This is a genomic window from Pseudomonas tumuqii, from assembly GCF_013184545.1.
GTDB classification, from domain to species: domain Bacteria; phylum Pseudomonadota; class Gammaproteobacteria; order Pseudomonadales; family Pseudomonadaceae; genus Aquipseudomonas; species Aquipseudomonas tumuqii.
Map to the genome: position 1 here is coordinate 628,955 of NZ_JAAOJA010000001.1, position 20,004 is coordinate 648,958.

Annotated in this window: 14 protein-coding genes and 1 pseudogene; 7 read left to right on the forward strand and 8 right to left on the reverse strand. The window is 64.2% G+C overall.

The features are described from left to right. Positions 1-15 precede the first annotated feature (15 nt). The 5 genes from G9C89_RS02800 to G9C89_RS02820 all read left to right on the forward strand — a co-directional run bounded on the left by G9C89_RS02800 (position 16) and on the right by G9C89_RS02820 (position 4,106). The gene (locus G9C89_RS02800; protein WP_172144204.1) at positions 16-480 is read left to right on the forward strand and encodes an FxsA family protein; all 465 of its coding nucleotides are present in this window, start codon (positions 16-18) and stop codon (positions 478-480) included. A 303-nt stretch (positions 481-783) separates the two neighbouring features. Beyond that, a complete protein-coding gene (locus tag G9C89_RS02805) occupies positions 784-1,077 on the forward strand; it encodes a co-chaperone GroES (protein ID WP_090503430.1) in 294 nt (97 codons plus the stop codon). A gap of 60 nt (positions 1,078-1,137) precedes the next feature. Further along, the gene (gene groL / locus G9C89_RS02810) at positions 1,138-2,781 is read left to right on the forward strand and encodes a chaperonin GroEL (RefSeq protein WP_172144205.1); all 1,644 of its coding nucleotides are present in this window, start codon (positions 1,138-1,140) and stop codon (positions 2,779-2,781) included. Between the two features lie 408 nt (positions 2,782-3,189). Beyond that, a complete protein-coding gene (locus tag G9C89_RS02815; RefSeq protein ID WP_172144206.1) occupies positions 3,190-3,879 on the forward strand; it encodes a lipopolysaccharide kinase InaA family protein in 690 nt (229 codons plus the stop codon). Further along, positions 3,876-4,106, forward strand: a complete 231-nt coding sequence (locus G9C89_RS02820) for a hypothetical protein (protein ID WP_172144207.1) — start codon at positions 3,876-3,878, stop codon at positions 4,104-4,106. Before G9C89_RS02815 ends, G9C89_RS02820 begins: the two co-directional genes overlap by 4 nt. A 197-nt stretch (positions 4,107-4,303) precedes the next feature. Here the strand turns inward: G9C89_RS02820 and G9C89_RS02825 are convergent, their stop codons facing one another. The 7 genes and pseudogenes from G9C89_RS02825 to G9C89_RS02855 form a co-directional block, all read right to left on the reverse strand. Next, positions 4,304-7,363: a multidrug efflux RND transporter permease subunit gene (locus tag G9C89_RS02825; RefSeq protein WP_172144208.1), complete on the reverse strand. Its 3,060-nt coding sequence runs from the start codon at positions 7,361-7,363 to the stop codon at positions 4,304-4,306. A gap of 50 nt (positions 7,364-7,413) precedes the next feature. Then, a complete protein-coding gene (locus G9C89_RS02830) occupies positions 7,414-8,550 on the reverse strand; it encodes an efflux RND transporter periplasmic adaptor subunit (protein WP_172144210.1) in 1,137 nt (378 codons plus the stop codon). 295 nt (positions 8,551-8,845) lie between these two features. Continuing rightward, positions 8,846-10,117, reverse strand: a pseudogene (locus G9C89_RS02835) (methyl-accepting chemotaxis protein); the annotation flags it as partial. Positions 10,118-10,832: 715 nt separating this feature from the next. Beyond that, the gene (locus tag G9C89_RS02840) at positions 10,833-11,942 is read right to left on the reverse strand and encodes a DUF1513 domain-containing protein (protein ID WP_172144850.1); all 1,110 of its coding nucleotides are present in this window, start codon (positions 11,940-11,942) and stop codon (positions 10,833-10,835) included. 12 nt (positions 11,943-11,954) lie between these two features. Further along, positions 11,955-13,016 carry an imelysin family protein gene (locus tag G9C89_RS02845; protein ID WP_172144214.1) on the reverse strand — a complete coding sequence of 354 codons (1,062 nt, stop codon included), beginning with the start codon at positions 13,014-13,016 and terminating at the stop codon, positions 11,955-11,957. Positions 13,017-13,026: 10 nt separating this feature from the next. Next, positions 13,027-14,439 (reverse strand): di-heme oxidoreductase family protein, encoded by a 1,413-nt coding sequence (locus tag G9C89_RS02850; protein WP_390623750.1) that lies wholly within the window; start codon positions 14,437-14,439, stop codon positions 13,027-13,029. Between the two features lie 157 nt (positions 14,440-14,596). Beyond that, entirely contained in the window at positions 14,597-15,931 is a 1,335-nt protein-coding gene (locus G9C89_RS02855) for an imelysin family protein (RefSeq protein WP_172144216.1), read from the reverse strand. A gap of 234 nt (positions 15,932-16,165) precedes the next feature. Between G9C89_RS02855 and G9C89_RS02860 the strand changes: the two genes are divergently transcribed. Both G9C89_RS02860 and G9C89_RS02865 read left to right on the forward strand, forming a co-directional pair. After that, positions 16,166-16,738 carry a LemA family protein gene (locus G9C89_RS02860; RefSeq protein ID WP_172144218.1) on the forward strand — a complete coding sequence of 191 codons (573 nt, stop codon included), beginning with the start codon at positions 16,166-16,168 and terminating at the stop codon, positions 16,736-16,738. A gap of 3 nt (positions 16,739-16,741) precedes the next feature. Further along, positions 16,742-17,638: a GIDE domain-containing protein gene (locus G9C89_RS02865; protein ID WP_172144220.1), complete on the forward strand. Its 897-nt coding sequence runs from the start codon at positions 16,742-16,744 to the stop codon at positions 17,636-17,638. 76 nt (positions 17,639-17,714) lie between these two features. Here G9C89_RS02865 and G9C89_RS02870 read toward each other — a convergent pair whose 3' ends face one another. Beyond that, positions 17,715-19,781, reverse strand: coding sequence for a putative bifunctional diguanylate cyclase/phosphodiesterase (locus G9C89_RS02870; protein WP_172144222.1), 2,067 nt, complete (start codon positions 19,779-19,781; stop codon positions 17,715-17,717). Between the last annotated feature and the right edge of the window lie 223 nt (positions 19,782-20,004).

Sequence of the window (20,004 nt, forward strand, 5' to 3'; positions counted from 1 at the left end):
GCTAAGGAATCCTTGATGCGTGTTTTTCTGTTTTTGTTCTTGTTGTTCCCGATCATCGAACTGGCGCTGCTGATCCAGGTCGGCAGCGCCATTGGCGTGCTGCCGACGTTGTTGCTGGTCATAGGCACGGCGATCCTCGGCAGCATCCTGCTGCGCGTTGCCGGTGTCGCCACCGCCTGGCGCGCGCGAGAGAAACTGGCGCGCGGCGAGCTGCCGGAGCAGGAAATGCTCGAGGGTCTGCTGATTGCGGTTGGCGGCGGCTTGTTGCTGTTGCCGGGTTTCATCAGCGACATCTTCGGCGTGTTCTGCCTGATCCCCTTCACCCGCCGCCTGCTGGTCAATAAAATCCGCCTGCGTGCGGCCGAGCAAGCCATGCGCCAGCGGGCCTTTGCCGATGATCTGGCGGCGCGCTCGGGGCAGACGCGACCGGGTGCGGCCCAGCCGAATGTGCTGGAAGGTGAATTCAAGCGTCACGACTGATGGGTGCAAGCCTCGGCGGCACGGGTGGGCTGAGCAGTCCCCCTTGCGTGGCGGTCTTTGCTCGCCGGGCTGGCGTCAATCCGTCGATGCAGGTGTGCATCGACAGCAAAAAAAATCAGCGCTGACCCTTGAAATCCCCTTGTACGCCCTTATGTAGCGGTCACCGCAAGGTTTTCTGCCGGTTTCGGCAGAACAGACTTCCGCGTTGTACTTCGGTGCAGCGCAACCGGCCCCGCCGGACTTTGCTAACCCGCTGGTGTGAACACCGGCCGATGTAAACAACCTATTTGGGAGAGATCGACAATGAAGCTTCGTCCTCTGCATGACCGCGTCGTGATCCGTCGCAGCGAAGAAGAGACCAAAACCGCAGGCGGCATCGTGCTGCCGGGTTCCGCTGCCGAGAAGCCGAACCAGGGCGAAATCGTCGCTGTAGGCACCGGTCGCGTGCTGGACAACGGCGAAGTGCGCCCGCTGGCCGTCAAGGTCGGTGACAAAGTGGTGTTTGGCCCTTACTCCGGCAGCAATGCCATCAAGGTCGACGGCGAAGAGCTGTTGGTCATGAGCGAGAGCGAAATCCTGGCCGTTCTCGAAGCCTGATTGCCGTCTCCGCCACAGCGTATCGCATTCCACCAAAACGAATTTTGAGGAATATCCATCATGGCTGCTAAAGAAGTTAAGTTCGGCGACTCCGCCCGCAAGAAAATGCTCGCCGGTGTAAACGTCCTGGCTGACGCCGTTAAAGCGACCCTCGGCCCGAAAGGCCGTAACGTGATCATCGAGAAGAGCTTCGGCGCTCCGACCATCACCAAGGACGGCGTTTCCGTCGCCAAAGAAATCGAGCTGAAAGACCGCTTCGAAAACATGGGCGCCCAGCTGGTCAAGGACGTGGCTTCGCGCGCCAACGATGACGCCGGCGACGGCACCACCACCGCCACCGTACTGGCTCAGTCGATCGTCAACGAAGGCCTGAAAGCCGTCGCTGCCGGCATGAACCCGATGGACCTCAAGCGCGGCATCGACAAGGCGACCATCGCCATCGTTGCTCAGCTGAAAGCCCAATCCAAGCCGTGCGCCGACACCAAGGCGATCGCCCAGGTCGGTACCATCTCGGCCAACTCCGACACCTCCATCGGCGACATCATTGCTGAAGCCATGGAAAAAGTCGGTAAAGAAGGCGTGATCACCGTTGAAGAAGGCTCGGGCCTGGAAAACGAACTGTCGGTCGTAGAAGGCATGCAGTTCGACCGTGGCTACCTGTCGCCGTACTTCATCAACAAGCCGGACACCATGGTCGCCGAACTCGACGGCCCGCTGATCCTGCTGGTCGACAAGAAGATCTCCAACATCCGCGAAATGCTGCCAGTACTGGAAGCCGTCGCCAAAGCCGGCCGTCCGCTGCTGATCGTCGCCGAAGACGTCGAGGGCGAAGCTCTGGCCACTCTGGTGGTGAACAACATGCGCGGTATCGTCAAGGTCGCTGCCGTCAAGGCACCGGGCTTCGGCGATCGTCGCAAGGCCATGCTGCAGGACATCGCCATCCTCACCGGCGGTACCGTGATTTCCGAAGAAGTCGGCCTGAGCCTGGAAGGCGCTACTCTGGAGCACCTGGGTAACGCCAAGCGCGTCGTGCTGAGCAAGGAAAACACCACCATCATCGACGGTGCTGGCGTGCAAGCCGACATCCAGGCGCGTGTTGCCCAGATTCGCAAGCAGGTTGAAGACACCTCGTCCGACTACGACAAAGAGAAGCTGCAAGAGCGCCTGGCCAAACTGGCCGGCGGTGTTGCCGTGATCAAGGTCGGCGCCGGTTCCGAAGTGGAAATGAAAGAGAAGAAAGCCCGCGTTGAAGACGCCCTGCACGCCACCCGTGCAGCCGTTGAAGAAGGCGTGGTACCTGGCGGCGGTGTGGCCCTGGTCCGTGCCCTGCAGGCCATCAGCGAGCTGAAAGGCGAGAACGCCGATCAGGACGTCGGTATCGCTCTGCTGCGTCGCGCTGTCGAAGCGCCGCTGCGTCAGATCGTTGCTAACTGCGGCGACGAGCCGAGCGTAGTGGTCGACAAGGTCAAGCAAGGTTCGGGTAACTACGGTTACAACGCAGCCACCGGTGAGTACGGCGACATGATCGAAATGGGCATCCTCGATCCGGCCAAAGTGACTCGTTCGGCATTGCAGGCAGCTTCTTCGATTGCCAGCCTGATGATCACCACCGAAGCGATGATCGCCGAGATTGTCGACGACAAGCAATCCGGTGGCGGCATGCCGGATATGGGCGGCATGGGTGGTATGGGCGGCATGATGTAAGCCAGCCTGCTCCCCGGCAGTCCCTGAAAAACCCGCGCCTCGGCGCGGGTTTTTTATTGGGCGCAGATCAGCCCGGCCGACCTTTGTTGCCGAATTGACGGCATGCTTCCTGGTCGCGCGGCGAGTGAGCGGGCCGCGGCAGGGCAGGGTCGCTAGCGAAGGGGCGGCTGCTGGTCTGCGCCAGCCTGATTTTTTGTGGTGTGGAAATTGCGTTAGGTTTCACTCTTACTGCAACCGGCACACCAGCGGTTGCTGCGGCCAGGCAGCCAGGGGCGGCCGGGCTCTTTGCGCCTAAGCGCGGGAGTGGCCATGGGTTACCCAGCGAGCTGGTTTGTTACTGATGGTGACTGGCCAGGGCTGTTGGCCACATGCGGTCAGGTTGAGGTTTTCGGCTTACAGGCGGGTGAAATGGCAGTAGCGATGGCGTTCGAACAGTGGTGGCAACTGCAGGGTGAATGGGTCGAGGAGCCGAATCATCGGCGCGGTGGCGAGAGCGGTGTGCAGCGTCTGTACCAGGACGATGGCCAGGTGCTCTATGCCAAGCGCCAGGTCGGGCACTCCTATCGCAGCCTGCGTTATCCCTTCGGTCGGCCCACGGTGCTGCGTGAGCGTGATGCCTTGTTGAGCCTGCCGCTACTCGGGGTCAAGGCACCGTGCCTGCGCTATTGCGACGTGCAGTGCGATGCTGCCGGCCTCTGGCGTGGTTTGCTGGTGACCGAGGAGCTTAAAGGCTTTCAGCAGCTCGATCACTGGTATGCTGGGGGCGGTCGTGAGCGTTTCGGCGTCGCGGTCAACGAGCAATTGCTGGAGCAAGTGGCCAGCATGCTGGCGCGTTTCCACCGGGCGGGCTGGCAGCATGGTTGCCTCTATCAGAAGCATCTGTTCGTGCGAGTCGAGCAGGTGGGTGAGCGCATCGAGGTCGAAACGGCCCTGTTGGACCTGGAAAAAAGCCGACGGCGTTTCAGTCCACGCCGGGCCGCGCGTCACGACATGCTGCAACTTAAACGCCATTCGTCGTGGAGTGCTGGTGATTGGGATCGATTGGTCTACCTTTACCAGCAAGCGTTTGGCAGCGCTATCAAGGGGTTGCGGTTATGAAGTTAGAAATTGCTAGAGGTGTTTTCCTGGTTGCGGCGTTGGGCGTGGCCTCATTGGCCGCCGCCGCCTGGCATGAGCCGGGCCCGGTCATGCTGGGTAATGCCAGTGGCCCGGAGCACTGTCCACTGCCACGCAACGCCGATGCAGCGCTGCAACAGGTTGCTCCGGATAAGGATTTGCTGCTGTTCATGTTCGGCCTGTCACAGAGCTTGGCCGGGCAGAAATGAGCGAAGGGTCCATCTGACAAGCCTCGTTGCCGCCGTGCCAATGCCGCGCACTTGAGTCAAGTGCGCGGCATTTTCTTTTTCTGCTGACTTACCCGGGCTCAGCCCCTCAATCGGCTCGTCGTCATTCCTGTGGCATCCCGCGAAAAGCCAAGGCATCTCCCCCTATCACGCACTCGAGTGCTTCTGGCGCTGCCTGGTCAAGACTCGGTTACGGCTGTCGGCGTCGGAACGGGCTCTGCGTCCGGCTTGGCCAGCAGGCTGTAGACGCAGGGCAGGACGAACAGGGTGAACAGGGTGCCGACCGCCATGCCGGTGGCGATCACCAGGCCGATGTCGAAACGACTCACCGCGCCGGCGCCGCTGGCGAGGATCAGCGGAATCATGGCGAAGACCATGGCGGCGGTGGTCATCAGCACCGGCCGCAGGCGAATCGCCGCGGCTTCCTCGACCGCCGCGCGGCGCGACAAGCCGTGGCGACGGCGCAGCTGGTTGGCGAACTCGACGATCAGGATGCCGTGCTTGGTGATCAGGCCGATCAGGGTCACCAGGCCCACCTGGGTGTAGATGTTCATGCTGGAGAAGCCGAGGAACAGCGGGATCAGCGCGCCGCAGATCGACAGCGGCACCGTCACCAGGATCACCAGCGGATCGCGGAAGCTTTCGAACTGTGCTGCCAGCACCAGGAAAATCAGGGCCAGGGCCAGGCCGAAGGTGGCGTACAGGGCGCTGCCCTCCTGAATGAACTGGCGCGCCGCGCCGGCATAGTCGGCGGCGAAGCCGGCCGGAGCTTCCTCGGCCATGATCTGCTGCACGGTCTCGATCGCCTCGCCCATGCTGACGATGGGCACGCCCTGGATGATGGCCGAGTTGAGTTGCTGGAACTGGTTGAGCTGGGTCGGCCGCGCACGGTCGCTGAGGGTGATCAGGGTCGACAGCGGCAGCATCTCGCCGCTTTCGCTCTTCACCTGATAGTGGCCGAGCCAGCCCGGGTTGTCGCGGTAGGCGCGCTCGACCTGGGCGATCACCTTGTAGCTGCGCCCGTCGATGGTGAAGCGGTTGATCTCGCCCTCGCCGAGCAGGGTCGCCAGGGTCAGGCCGATATCCTCCATGGATACGCCCATCTGCGCCGCCTTGGCGCGGTCGATGTCGACCATCACCTCGGGCTTGTCGAAGGCCAGGTCGATGTCGAGGAAGGCGAACTTGCCGGAGGCCAGGGCGCGTTGCTTGACCCGTTCGGCGACCTGCAGCAGCGACGCATAATCGTTCGGCGTATTGATCACGAACTGGAACGGCAGGCCTTCGCCGGTGCCCGGCAGCGCGGGCAGATTGAAGCCGAAGATCTGCAGGCCGGCGATCTGGCTCAGGCGCGCCTGGACCTGCGGCAGGATCTCCATCTGGGTGCGCTCGCGCTCGTTCCAGGGCGTCAGCAGAAAACCGCCGATGCCCGATTGCACGCCATTGAAGCCGTTGATCTGGAACGAGGAGTAGTACTCGGGGAACTCCTTGAAGATCCCGACGAACTGGTCGGTATAGCGGTTCAGGTACTCGAGGTTGGTCGGCTGCGGTGCGTTGGCCATGAGGAAGACAATGCCCTGGTCTTCCTCGGGCGCCAGTTCGCTCTTGGTGAACATCAGCAGCAGCGGAATCAGGCACAGCACGATCAGGGCGAACACCAGCACCACCGGGCGGGTTTCCAGGGTGCCATGCAGGGCGCGCTGGTAGCGGTGCTTGAGCGTGTCGAACAGCAGGTCCAGGCGATGGGCCAGGCCGCTGGGGTTTTCCTCGTGACGCAGCAGCTTGGCGCACATCATCGGTGACAGGGTCAGGGCGACGATGCCGGAGATGATCACCGCGCCGGCCAGGGTCAGGGCGAATTCCTTGAACAGCGCCCCGGTCAGGCCCTCGAGAAAGCCGATCGGGGCGTAGACCGCGGCCAGGGTGATGGTCATCGACACCACCGGCACGGCGATCTCGCGGGCGCCTTCGAGGGCGGCATCGAAGGGCGTCTTGCCCTCCTCGATATGGCGGTGGATGTTCTCCACCACCACGATGGCGTCGTCCACCACCAGGCCGATGGCCAGGACCATGGCCAGCAGGGTCAGCAGGTTGATCGAATAGCCCATCAGCTGCATGAAGAACAGCACGCCGATCATCGACAGCGGAATGGTGATCACCGGGATCAGCACCGAGCGCAGCGCGCCGAGGAACAGGAAGACCACGACGATGACGATTAGCACCGCCTCGATCAGGGTTTTCAGCACCTCGTCGATCGATACCTGGATGAACAGGGTGGCGTCGTAGGCGATGGACACCTTGAGATTCGGCGGCAGCTGCGCCTCGATCTCGGGCATGATCTGCCGTACTTCCTTGATCACGTCCAGCGGGTTGGCGCTCGGTGTGCCCTTGATGGCGATGTAGACCGAAGGCGTGCCGTCGAAGGAGCTGATCGAATCATAGTTCTGCGCGCCCATCTCCACCCGCGCCACATCGCCGAGCAGCACGCGGCTGTCGCCGATGGTTTTCAGCGGGATGGCGGCGAAGGCCTGCGGCGACTTGAGGTCGGTGCCGGCATTGATGCTGGTCAGCACATATTCGCCCTTCACTTCGCCGGCGGCGGCGAGGAAGTTGTACTGGCGCACGGCGTCGTTGATGTCGCTGGCGCTCAGCTCGTAGGCCGCCATCTTCAGCGGGTCGAGCCACAGGCGCATGGCAAACACCTGGTTGCCGAGGATTTCCGCTTCGGCCATGCCCGGCAGGGTGGCCAGCTTGGGCTGGATCACCCGGGACAGGTAGTCGGTGATCTGCGGGTTGGACAGCTGGTCGCTGTAGAAGCTGATGTACATCAGCGCCGAGGCATCGGCCGCTTCCTTGCTCAGCACCGGGTCTTCGGCGTCCTGCGGCAGCTGGTTCTTCACCTCGTTGGCCTTGGCCAGCAGCTCGGTGAACAGGCGATCACTGTCGGCACCGATGCGCGCGTAGATGGACACGGTCGAGACGTTCTGCCTGCTCACCGAGGTCATGTAGTCGATGCCTTCGGCGCTGGCCAGGCTCTGCTGCAGGGGCTGGGTGATGTAGCCCTGGATGGTCTCGGCATTGGCGCCCGGGTAGGCGGTGGTGACCGTGATCAGGGCATTCTCCAGCTGCGGGTACTGGCGGATGGTCAGCTTGTCGAAGGCCTGCAGGCCGAGCAGGACGATCAGCAGGCTGACCACGGTTGCCAGCACCGGGCGACGGATAAAGGGATCGGTAAAAGCCATGGCAGTTCCTTTACACCAGCCGCGCTCTGCGCGCCGCTGGCCGGTTTGGGCTATTCGGCGGTTTCGACGGCATCGACTGCATCGGCGACGATTACCACACGGGCGCCGCTATCCAGCTTGAGCTGGCCGGCGCTGACCACCCGTTCGCCGGCCTGCAGGCCCTTGAGAATCACCACCTGGCCTTCGCGGCGTTCGCCGGTCTCGACGAAACGGCGCTCGACCTGCAGGACCGGTTGGTCGTCGGCCGCGTTTGCCGGACTGCCGTCGTCGGCATGCTGCGCTTCGATCACGTACACCGAGTTGCCGTACAGGGTGTAGGTGATCGCGGTTTCCGGCACCAGCACCTGCGGCGTCTCGCCGGCGAGCAGCACCTGCAGGTTGGCGAACATGCCGGGCAGCAGCTTCTCGTCCGGGTTGGCCAGCCTGGCGCGCACCAGCAGGTTGCGCGTGGTCGCCTCGACCTTGGGGTTGATCGCGTCGATCTGCCCTTCGAATACCTCATCGGGGTAGGCCGCCACCTGGACGCGCACGCGTTGGCCGATGGCCAATTGCGGCACGTTCTGCTCCGGCAGGAAGAAGTCGACGAACAGGGTCGACAGGTCCTGCAGGGTGGCGATGGTGGTGCCGGAGGCCAGGTAGTCGCCGACGTCGACCTGGCGGATGCCGATGGTGCCGGCGAAGGGCGCGAGGATGCGCTTTTTCGCCAGGGTGGCTTGCAGTTGCGCGACGCTGGCGTTGGCTTTCTGCAGTTCGGCGGAGAGCCGGTCGAACTCGCTCCTGGAAATGGCCTGGCGGGCGACCAGGTTGCGTCCGCGCTGGTACTCGACTTGCGCCAGCCCCAGCTCGGCCTGGGCGGTGCCCAGACTGGCCTGTTCCACCTCGCTGTCCATCTGGATCAGCGGCTGGTCGAGGCGGACCTTCTCGCCGGACTGGAACAGTACATCGCGCGCGGTGCCGGCGACTTCGACGGTCAGGTCGATACCCTGGAAGGCTTTCAGCGTGCCTATGGCCGGCAGCCGGCTCTGCCAGGGCCGTTCGACGGCGTCTGCGGCGTTGACGCTGATCGGCGGTGGAGGCGCGGCGAACTGCTGGATTTCCCGGTAGATGGCCAGGCCCTTATAGGCGGCGAGGGCGAGTACCACGAGGGCGACCACGCCCAGCATGATCAACATGCGGCGGAGCAACATATTCCGGTTCCTTGGCGAGGCGAATTGGGCCTGGGAATAGGCAAGAAGAGCACATTAGTACCCCTGGCGGGGCGAGTCAAAGTGCTGCGGTTGCGCGGGGCGAAGCCGCGCAACGACGTGTCTGGCAAATCGTCGGGAGTGGACGAGGGCGAGCGTGTGCTGCCGTGGTCTGCTGGCGTCCACGCCGGCGCTTCAGCGTTGCGCCGGGCTGGCGCAACGCTGAAGCGGGCGTTTGGAGACGGTCTCGCGACGGCGCTCGATATTTTCCCAACCTCTGAACCGCTGGCGGTCTGAATCAGGCGTTCAGGTGCTGGGTGACCTGACGGAGTTGACCAGACACGCTGTGCAGGTTCTGGCTGGCGGTTTCGGTTCGCTGGACGTTCTGCTGGTTGCTGGTGGCGATCACGGTGATCTCGCTGAGATTGCGCGAGATGTCCTCGGCCACCGAGGTCTGCTCTTCGGCGGCGGTGGCGATCTGTCGGTTCATGTCGCGGATCGCCTCCACTGCGGCGGTGATACGCTGCAGCATGGCGCCGGCCTCGGTGACCTGGATCACGCCTTCCTCGCTACGGCTCTGCCCGCTTTCGATGGCGCGCACTGCATTCACCGCGCCGGTCTGCACCGTGTTGATGATCTGGTTGATCTCCGCGGTGGATTCGGCGGTGCGTTGGGCCAGGGTGCGCACCTCGTCGGCGACCACGGCAAAGCCGCGGCCTTGTTCGCCGGCGCGGGCGGCCTCGATGGCGGCATTGAGGGCCAGCAGGTTGGTCTGCTCGGCGATGCCGCGGATCACTTCCAGCACCTTGCCGATACGTCCGCTGTCGGCTTCCAGGCGGCGGATCACGTCGGCGGTGCTGGCGATCTCGCTGCGCATACCGGTGATGGTCTGAATGGTCGCCTGCATCACCAGTTCGCCCTGTTGGGCCGACTGGTCGGCATCATCGGCAGCGTTTGCCGCTGCGGCTGCATGGCGGGCGACTTCCTGGGCAGTGGCGGACATTTCGTGCATGGCGGTGGCGACCTGATCGGTGCGCGAGAACTGATCGTGGGTGCCTTGCGCCATCTGGGCGGCGATGGTGTTCAGTTCGCTGCTGGCGCTGTCCAGATTAACCGTGCTCTGCTGCAGGCGGCTGAAGGTGTCGGCGAGGAAATCACGCAGGGTGTTGGCGGCCTCGGCCAGACGGCCGAGTTCATCGCGACGGCTGGCGTCGAGGCGTTGGCCGACGTTGCCCTGACTGAGCTGGGCGATGTGTTCGATCAGTCCGCGGATCGGGGTGATCATGTTGCGGTTGACCAGCCACAGGCTGAACAGACCGATCAGCGCGCTGGAGAGCAGCATCACCGTCAGGCCCAGCCACACCGTCTGCTCGGCCGAGGCACTGATGGTCTGCGCCTGCGTCTGGCCATGTTGATTGAGTTGGCTGACCAGCGTGCTCATCTGTTCGCTGGCGGCGCGGTCTATGCCTTTGACGGCGGCGTCGCCCACTGCCGGCTCGGCTCCGCCAGCGACAAATGCGGCATAACCCTTGCCGTAGGCGCTGCCCATGCCCTGGTGTTCGTTGCGCAAGCGCTCGATCTGGCTTTGCAGTGTGCTGTCTTGCTGCATGCCGGCAATCTCGACCAGTTCGGCCAAAAGCGCCTGCACCTTGCCTTCCTGGGCCTGAAATTGGCTCCAGTATTTATCCAGATCGGCCGGGTTCTTGCCGCGCAACAGAACGTTTTTCCACTCCTGAACCTGCACCTTGAATTCGACGTTGGCACTGTCCACCAGCCGCGCGGCGTGCAGCGTGCCGTCGACGAGGTTGCGGTAGGACTGGATGCTGTTGGAGAGGAAGGTGAAGCTGGCCAGGGCAATCAGCAGGATCAGGATCAAGCTGGCGCCGAGCAGACCGAGGATTTGTGCACGCAAGGAGCGTTGTTGGGGCATGTTGTGTGACACCTCGAAATAGCGAGTGAGAATCGGTCTGTGCAGCAGGTGAGGAGTGGACGATCGTTGAACCGGTAGCGGAGTAGGGTTAGGCCGGACGCGTGGCCAGTCAGAAATCAGCTGAGAAGCGCCGCGCAGTCTACGAGCTGTATATGAACATTGCTCGTTCCACTCGCCGGTAGGGTCAGCTATCGGCGGATAATCCGCTTCGTCACGCTGCAGCACGGCATAGCCGAGCCCGGTTGTCTTCCAGCGGCCTGGTAGTTGTCAGTGGCGCAGGGATTGGCCGAGTAGTAGTCGGCCTGGCGTCAGTATTCTTTAATAGGTGCCGCCTGCAGCGGGTCGCTGTAGCCTGCTAGGCCAGGCGCAGGTGGTTGTCCCATAGCCCGGCGGGTAGTTGCAGCGGCTGGGCGGTGATGGTGTTGCGGCGGCAATCGTACAGCCGGCAGCGACCCACGCCCGTGCTGACCACAAAGCCTTCGGCCACCGCGCCAACCCCGGCGCAATCCGCCAGCGGCGCATCCAGGCGCAGGGCGGCGCTGTCCAGATCCCAGATGAACACCCGGTTGCCGCGCGGCGCGGTCAGCGCCAGCAGGCGCAGTTCGTTATGGATGGCCACGCTGGCGCTGTACTGGTTCATCGCCTGGCGTTGCGCTTCGCCCAGGGCAAAGTGCTGGAACGCCTGGCCCGGTCGTTTGATCGCCAGCAACGGTACCGGATCGGCCGGGTCGCCCATGTATTGCTGGGCGCTGACGATAGTGCCGTCGCTGGCCACTGCCAGATGGCGCACGCTGTTCATCCGCTCGGGCAGCTGCTCCCTGCTCAGCAGGCTGCCGTCGCGTTTGAGCAGCACCAGGCTGGAATCCATGTTGTCGAGGTTCATCTCCACCCGGCTCTCGGCTTCGGTGCGGATGCCGCCGTTGGCCACCACCAGGGTCTCGCCATCGGGCAGCCAGAGCAATTGGTGCGGCCCCAGGCCGTGGCTCGACAGTTCGCCGGTGCGTTGCAGCTGCCTGCCTTGCAGGCGATAGACGCCGAGTACGCCGCGGCCGGGACCGCTGGTGTCGTTCTCGGTGGTGTATAGCCACTCGCCATCCTTGTGGAATACCGCGTGGCCGTAGAAGTGCCGTTGCGCCGGGGTGTGCAGGGTTTGCAGCAGACGGCCGTCACGGCTATCGAGCAGGTAACTCTGGGTACTCGGCCGGCGGCCGACGAACAGCGCCAGCGGCAGGCTGGGGTGCGCCACCACGTCATGACAGCGCTCGCTGACCCGGGTGGCGAACACCTGGCTGCCATCCAGGCGATAGCCCACCGCATAGTGCTTGCCGGCCGCATCGTTGCGCGCGGACAGCAGCAGGGGCCGCGCGCCGTTGGCGCTCAGGGTCCAGCCGGCGAAAGCGCCGGCAGCCACTGCGCCGGCGGCCAGGGTGGCGCCGGTCAGGCCGAGAAAAGCTCTGCGTGTGATCAAGGCCATGTCCTAGTCGCCATCGTGGGCGTTGAAACCCATCTGGATGCCGAGGCTGTTCGCCAGTTCGGTTTCGTGCAGACGGTGCAAGACATTGAGGCTGTCATACAGCGCGTTCAGCTCGCCGCGCCCGGTGTCGTCGCCGAGCAGTTCGCCGAGCGGGCGTTGCAGGGCCGCGAGGCGCTGGCGGGTGTCGCTGTAGGCGGCGTCGATGCGTTGTTGCAGGGCGGCCTGATCGCTGCTCAGCAGGGCTTGCACGCCGTCCTGCTCGGCACCGCGCCAGATGCGTTCGGCGCTGGCCAGGCCGGCCGCCAGGTTGGCCAGGCTGGCCTTGCTGCGCCAGGCCTCGGCCTGATAGGGCTGCGGCTGGCCTTTGCTCTGGCGGCCGAGTGGGGTGCCGAGCTTTTTCTTCAGGCCATCGAGGGCACTGACCTGGGTACGCAGCAGTTCGGCCACGGCTTCGCCAGCTTCGGCGTAGCGCTCGTTGGGGAAGCCTTGCAGTTGCGCGGCCATGCCTTCCTTGGCTTGCCAGCGCTCGAGGACATCGGCGGCCAGGGTTTGCTGGTGCTGACCGATGGCGACCAGCAGCGGGCAATAACGGGCCTTCTGCTCGGCATTGTCGAGGTCGATGGCCGGGTCGTACACCAGGTATTCGTAAGCGGTCAGGCCCTGCACCACCACGCTGGATTTATCCAGATCGGCGGGGGTCAGCTCGGGTTTGTTCTTGAGCAAGGCGGTGACCTGACGCGCCACCAGGTTCTTCTTGTCCGGCCAGAACTGTACCTGCCAGGCGCGATTGCCTTCGGCCAGCGGGCCGATCTGCAGCGGCTGCAGGCTGGCCCAGGCGCTTTGCGCGGTGAGGAAGGCCTGGCGTGCGTCGCTCAGTGTCTGCTCGTCGGCGCAGAAGGCCTGGCCGCTGTTGGCCAACTGGCTATTGGCCTCGGCCCAGCTGCTATAGGCCGGCAGCAGCACGCCGTTGGCCAGGGCGCTGCTGACAGCCTGTTGCGGGTCGGCGGGGGAGCAGGCACTGAGTGCCAGGCTCAGCAGGGCGAGAGTCAAGGGTGAACGGATCATGGGTAGCTCCTTACAGCGAATTCAGAAAGGCCAGCAGCGCGGCGCGCTGCTTGGCTGAGAAGGTCAGGACCTTCTGCTTGGATGTCTCGGCTTCGCCGCCGTGCCAGGCAATCGCCTCCAGCAGGTTGCGCGCCCGGCCGTCGTGGAGAAACTGGGTATGGCCGTTGACCGTTTCGGTGAGGCCGATGCCCCATAGTGGCGGGGTGCGCCATTCGCGGCCAGTGGCGAGAAACTCGGCGCGGTTATCCGCCAAACCTTCGCCCATGTCGTGCAGCAACAGGTCGCTATAGGGGCGAATCGGCTGGTTGGCCAGCTCCGGCTCGGCGGCATCGCTGGCGGTGGTGAATTGCGGGGTATGGCAGCGCTGACAGCCGGCCTGGTGGAACAGCCCCTTGCCCTCGAGCACCGCGGGCGCATCGACATCGCGGCGTGCCGGCACGCCCAGGTTGCGGCTGTAGAACAGCACGCTGGCGAGAATGCTGTCGCTGACTTCCGGTTCGCCGCCGTTGCTGGCGGTACGGCAATCGGTTTGTGCTGGCGTGCAGTCGTCCGCGGCGATCAATGAGCTGGTCAGGCCCATGTCGCCGGCGAAGGCGTGGGCATTCTGCTGGTTGAGCGTCGGTTGTCCGGCCTTCCAGCCGAAGCGGCCGAGCACCGTTTGCTCCAGGGCATCGTCCCAGACCCGGTTGGCGCGTCCGGAGATGCCGTCGCCATCGCTGTCGTCCGGGTCGGCATTGGCCAGGATCGCCGCCGCGGGGATGGCTTCGAGCAGGCCCAGGCCGATCATCGGTGGGGCGATGCGGGCGGAAAACTGGGTGTCCGCATGCAGTGGGCCATAGCCGAGCTGGCTGATCTGCAGTTTCGGTTGGCGCAACTCGACGGCACTGCCATCGGCGAAGCGCACTTTCTGCAGGCTGTAGCTGACCCGCACCTTGCCCTCGGGGGCGACACCGGGGTTGGCCATGTCCTGCAGCTGGCCGCCGTAGGTCGGTTCGGCCAGCACGCCCAGGCGCTCGATGATTGCCGCGTGCTCGCTGGCCGCCGGTAGCGACAGGCGCACCAGCATCGAGGCGGCGCTGAGCGCATCCGGGCCGGGCGGGTGGCCGCGGCCGTCCTTGATGTGGCAGTTCTGACAGGCGTTGGTGTTGAACAGCGGGCCGAGGCCATCACGCGCGGTGGTGGTGGCCGGAGCGATCACCCAGGGATTGCGGAAGAAGCTGTTGCCGACGCTGAAATCCAGGCGGCGCGAGGGCGCCAGATTGGCCGAGGGCAGGGAGAAGGCATTCTGGTCGTGCTTGAACACGGTGGCGCTGCCGGCGGACAGCGCTTCGCCGGGCTCGGCCTGGGTAAAGCGGGGCGACTGGTCACAGCCGGCCAGGCCCAGGAGCAGGCAGAGCAGCAGGCGAGGGAGCGGGGCAGGCATCGACAGGAATCCGCAGCAGAAAAGTCAGGCGACCAAGCTTAGCAGGCTAACTGAGCTTAAATAAGACCGATTTGCGTTAGCGTTGGTGGCGAAAAGTCGCAGGCAGAAAAAAGCCGATGCGATCGGGCGATCACACCGGCTGTTGTTGCGCGCCGATTTAGAACGTGTGGTCGGCGGTGTCCGGGTTGAGGTCGCCGATGTTCAGCTTGCCGGCGGCCTGTTCGATGGCGCCGGTCTGCTTGACCAGGGCGGCGATGGCGTCGCGCACGATCTGCTGGCCGGCGGCATTGTCGGCGGCGATCAGCTGGTCGAAGTGCTGGCCGTTATCGGCGCTGTCGACCAGGGCCTGCAACTTGGCTTCGGTCGTCGTGAGGTCGGTCTTGAGCGTGCTGTCGGCCGCGGCGTCGGCCTTGGCCACCAGGGCGGACAGGCTCGGGCCGGTCAGGGTGGTGCCGTCGACCTTCTTGTACTCGCCCAGGTAGACGTTGCGAATGCCTTTGCCGTTATAGAAGTGCGAGTTGTGGGTGTTGTCGCTGAAGCAGTCGTGCTCGTCTTCGGTGGAGTTGGCTTCCAGCGCGACCTTCATGCGCTCGCCGGCCAGTTCGCCGAGGGACAGGCTGCCCATGCCGAAGAGCATCTTGCGCAGGCCGTTCTCGGCCGATTCGGCTTGCAGCTTGGCGCGGTAGTTGTCGGCATTGCCGGCTTGCCATTGCACGACCATCGCATCGAGGTCGCTGACCAGCAGATCGGCAGCCGCCTTGATGAAGGCGCGACGGCGCTCGTTGTTGCCGCCAGTGGCGCCTTCGCCGACCACGAAGTCGCTGGCCGGACGCGCGCCGGCGCCCGGGTTGCTGCCATTCAGATCCTGGCCCCAGAGCATGAATTCGATGGCGTGGTAGCCGGTGGCGACGTTGGCTTCGGAACCGCCCAGCTCGTTCAGGCTGGCGAGCAGTTCCGGGGTGATCGTGGTCACGTCGAGCTGGTCTTCGCCGACCTGGATGTGCGTGTTGGCGATGATGTTGGCAGTGGCGCCCGGGTTGCCCAGGGCGTGCTGGTAGTCGGTGGCCACGTAATCGATCAGGCCTTCGTCCAACGGCCAGGCATTGAGTTGGCCTTCCCAGTCGTCGACCACGGCGTTGCCGAAGCGGAACACTTCGGACTGCATGTAGGGCGCGCGTGCAGCAAGCCAGGCTTCGCGGGCGGCTTGCAGGGTGGCGTCGCTCGGGTTGGCGAGCAGCGCGTCGATGGCGCCCTGCAGCGCCTTGCCGGTGCTGGCGGCATCGCTGAAGACGGCCAGGGCCAGGTCGGCATAGTGGCCGACCACGGCTGCGGCGGCGGCTTCGTCGATCTGACTGGTCGCGGCGGCCGGGGCGCTGGCACTGCTGGCGGCAGGTGCCGGGGTTTGGCTGACGGGTGCCTTGTCTTCGCCGCAACCGGCGAGGGAGATAGCGATGGCCAGCAGGCTGGCGGAAGCCAGGGGCATACGAATCATGACGAAATCCTTTGCATGGAGATGAGAGGTGTACGCGGGTGCGTACGCAAAACTGCAACATAATGCGAAAGATTTGCATTTTGCGCAAAGGGTCGTTGCGATTAAATCGCATAAAGCCGTGCGCCCGGTCTCCATCCTTCCGGGCCGATGCCGCTAGAATGCCAGCATCCGGCTTTTCCACCTAAGTCCGACCGGCTGCTAGCAGCCATGGCCCACCGTTATGGAGCTAACCGCATGAGTCTTACCAGTGTTGCCGTTCTCGTGATTCTGCTTCTGCTCGCCGCCTATGCGGTGATTCTCTACAACGCCCTGGTGCGTTTGAAGCACGGGCTGAGCAAGGCCTGGGCGAATATCGATGTGCTGCTCAAGCAACGCCACGAAGAGCTGCCCAAGCTGGTGGAGACCTGCAAGCAGTACATGCAGTACGAAGGGCGCACCCTGGAGCGGGTGATTGCCGCGCGCAATGCCGTCGCCAGTGCCCGCGAACAGCATGATCTCGGCGCCCTGGGCAAGGCCGAGAGTGGCCTGCGTCTCGGCCTGGGGCAGTTGTTCGCCCTGGCCGAGAACTACCCGGAACTGAAGGCCAACGACAGTTTTCAGCACCTGCAGCTGCGCATCAGTGGCCTGGAGAATGGCATCGCCGACCGGCGCGAGCTGTACAACGAGGCGGTCAACCTGAACAACGTGCGCATCGAGCAGTTCCCCGACGTGTTGATCGCCCGGGCCTTCGCCTTCAAGGCCGGCGAGTTGCTGGAGTTCAGCGATGCGGAGAAGGCCGACGTCGATCTCAAGTCGCTGTTCAGTTAAGTCGTGGCGCTCGACGGACTGTTGCTCAGCCTGCTGCTCAGCGGCGGCGCAACTGTCGGTGGCGCCTGGTGGAGCCTGAAACGCTGGTCCCAGGCGCGCCATCTACTCGACACCCCGACTTCGAAGATCCGCTCGGCGGCCCAGGGCTATGCCGAGTTCTATGGCGTGCTGGCTGCGCTGGCCGATACGCAGCTGCGTGCTCCGCTGACCGGCAAGCCGTGCCTGTGGTGGCGCTTCAGGATCGAGGAATACCAGTCCAGCGGCAAGAAACGCAGCTGGCGGGTGGTCGAGAGTGGCAGCAGCGAAGCCTGGCTGCGCTTGAGCGATGGCACCGGCGACTGCCTGATCGACCCGCGCGGCGCCGAGGTGCGCCCGGCGCTTCGCGAAGTCTGGCAAGGCCAGCTGCGCCATCCGATGGGGCCGGCGAAGAGCGGATTGCTCGGCTGGTTGGGCAGCGGCAGGCGCTATCGCTACAGCGAGGAGCGTTTGCAGGTCGGCCAGCCGCTGTATGCCATCGGCGATTTTCGCAGCACTGGCGGCGGTCGCCAGGCCCGCGACCTGGCGGCGGCGCAGAGCGCGGTGATCCGTGAGTGGAAGGGTGATTTCAGCGGTCTGCTGCAGCGTTTCGACAGTGACCGCAACGGTCAGCTGGATGAGCAGGAGTGGAACCGCGTGCGTCTGGCGGCGCAACTGGAGGCCGAAGACCGCCACCATCAGGAGAGTGCGCAACCGGCGCAGCACCACCTGGGCAAACCTGCCGAATCGCGGCCGTTCCTCCTGGCCAATGCCGGGGAAGACGAGCTGGCGCGGCATTTCCATTGGCAGGCGGCCGGCGGCGCCGCGCTCTGCGTGGTCGGCGCTTTGGCGACGGCCTGGTTGCTCGGGGTGAGGGTGGTTTAGCGCGGCTGGCGGCGATTTTTCCGCCTGCCACACCTTAACGTAGCGGGCGAAGGCGGGTCGCCGCCCCGGTCAGTTGCTACAGGGTGGCTGGGTTGATGACGGCCTGGTTGAGGCGCCGGGCCTGCTTGAGAAACAGCGTCAGTTCGCGGGCCGGCAGCGGCTTGCTGTAGAAGTAGCCCTGACCTTCGTTGCAACCCTGGGCAATGATATAGGCCTCTTGTTCGACCGTTTCCACGCCCTCGGCGATCACCTGCATGCCGAGACTCTTGCCGAGCTGAATGATGGCCCGCACGATGGTGGCGTCATCTTCGTCTTCGAACAGATCCTGGACGAAGCTCTTGTCGATCTTGATCTTGTCCAGCGGCAGGCTTTTCAGGTAACTCAGCGAGGAGTAGCCGGTGCCGAAGTCGTCGATGGCGATCAGTGCACCGGAGCGGCGCAGGCTGAGCAGGTGCTGGGCGGCGGTGGTGATGTCTTCCATCAGGCCGGTTTCGGTGACTTCCAGTTCCAGGCTGCGCGGCGGCAGGCGATAGACCTGCATCAGGTTGTTGACCACCCGCGGCAGCTCGGCGTGGTGCAGCTGCACGGTGGACAGGTTGATCGCCATGCGCAGTTCGCTGAAGCCCTGATCGTGCCATTCGCGCAGTTGCCGGCAGGCCTGGTCGAGGACCCACTCGCCGATCGCAATGATGGTGCCATTCTGCTCGGCCAGCGGGATGAACAGGTCCGGCGGTACCAGGCCATGTTGCGGATGTTGCCAGCGCAGCAGCGCTTCGACCCCGACTATCTGGTGGTCGCGGTAGTCCACCTGGGGTTGATACACCAGGAACAGCTGGTTGAGGGCCAGGGCTTCGCGCAGATCCTTCTCCAGCTCGCGGCGGCGGCGCATCTCGCTGTCGACGCTGGCGATATAGAACTGGTAGCGGTTGCGCGAGCGGCTCTTGGCCAGGGTCATGGTCTGTTCGGCTTTCTGCAGCAGTTTCTCGGTGCTGTCGCCGTCTTCCGGGAACAGGGTGATGCCGATGGTGGCGCGCAGGCGCACTTCCTGCTGGTCGAGCATAAAGGGCTGCTCGAGGTCATCCAGCACGCTTTGCGCCAGTTCGGCGGCCTCATAGGGCTGCTCGATGTCGGCCTGGACCAGGGCGAACTGGTCACCACCCAGGCGGGCCAGGGCGCCGAGGCGACCGCTGTGGCTGCGCAGGCGGTCGGACAGGGCCAGCAGCAGCTGGTCGCCGGTCTGGTAGCTGAACTGCTCGTTGATGCCCTTGAAATCATCCAGGCCGACGCAGAGCACGGCAACCCGGCGTTGCAGGCGACCGGCATCATCGAGGATCTGGTCGAGTTGCTGTTGCAGTTGCTGGCGGTTCGGCAGGCCGGTGAGGAAGTCGTACTGGGCCATGCGCAGCAGGCTGTTTTCCGCCTCGCGGCGCAGGTGAGTGTTGCGTTCGATGGAGGAGAGCAACTGGTTGGCGGTATTGATCCACAGGCCCAGCTCGTTTTTCTCGTTGCCCTTGAGCATCGGCAGCTTGTGGGCGCTGGGTCGATCCGGGTTGATCTGGCTGAGGTGCTCGATGATTTTCGACAGGGGTTTGGTCAGCAGCCAGTGGTAGACCAGGTACAACACCAGACCCATGGCCAGCGCGCGCAGCACCCCGGCAATGAAGATGACCACCGAGCTGGTGACGAAGCTCTCGCCGTAGCGCGCGGTGTCGAGGGTGATGCTGAGGTCGCCGTAATACTCGCTGTAGGGGCCGCGGCCCACCAGCTTGGTGGTGAAGCTCTGTTCCTGGCCGAGGATCGGGTCAGTCAGCCAGCGGGTGGGTAATTGCGCCAGCTCACGGGACTTTTCCGCGAGCATCGGCTCGTTGGGATGGCCGATGGCCGCCACCCGTACCGATTCGTGCTGGAACAGGCCTTCGATGACCTGCATGCCCATCTCGCGATCCAGGCTGTAAACCGCCTGGGTCGAGGGGTCGCGAAACATGCCGAGAATGCGCTGGGCATCGTTGGTCACGGCCTGGCGGGTCTTGTACGCATCGAAGACAATTTGCGCGCAGCTCAATACCACCCCAACGGCAAGCGCCGAAAGCAGCACTACACGTAGCAGCTTCAGAGACAGGCTGTTCTTGAGTTCCAGCTTCAAATGGCGGTTCCTTGTTCGATGCCAGAGGCGTCAGACCGCTGTGAGTATTAGCAAACTCGCGGTTGTCGTCAAAGGGCCATTACATCAATGCACAGTAGTCGACCGGTGAGCCGCTCTGGCGCGACTGCGGCAGGGCATTTGCAGTCTCTCCAATATGTCGGTGCAAAGGGCTGAGTACTTGAGCGGTATCTGCTGATTTATTTCACTGACCACATGGGCACGC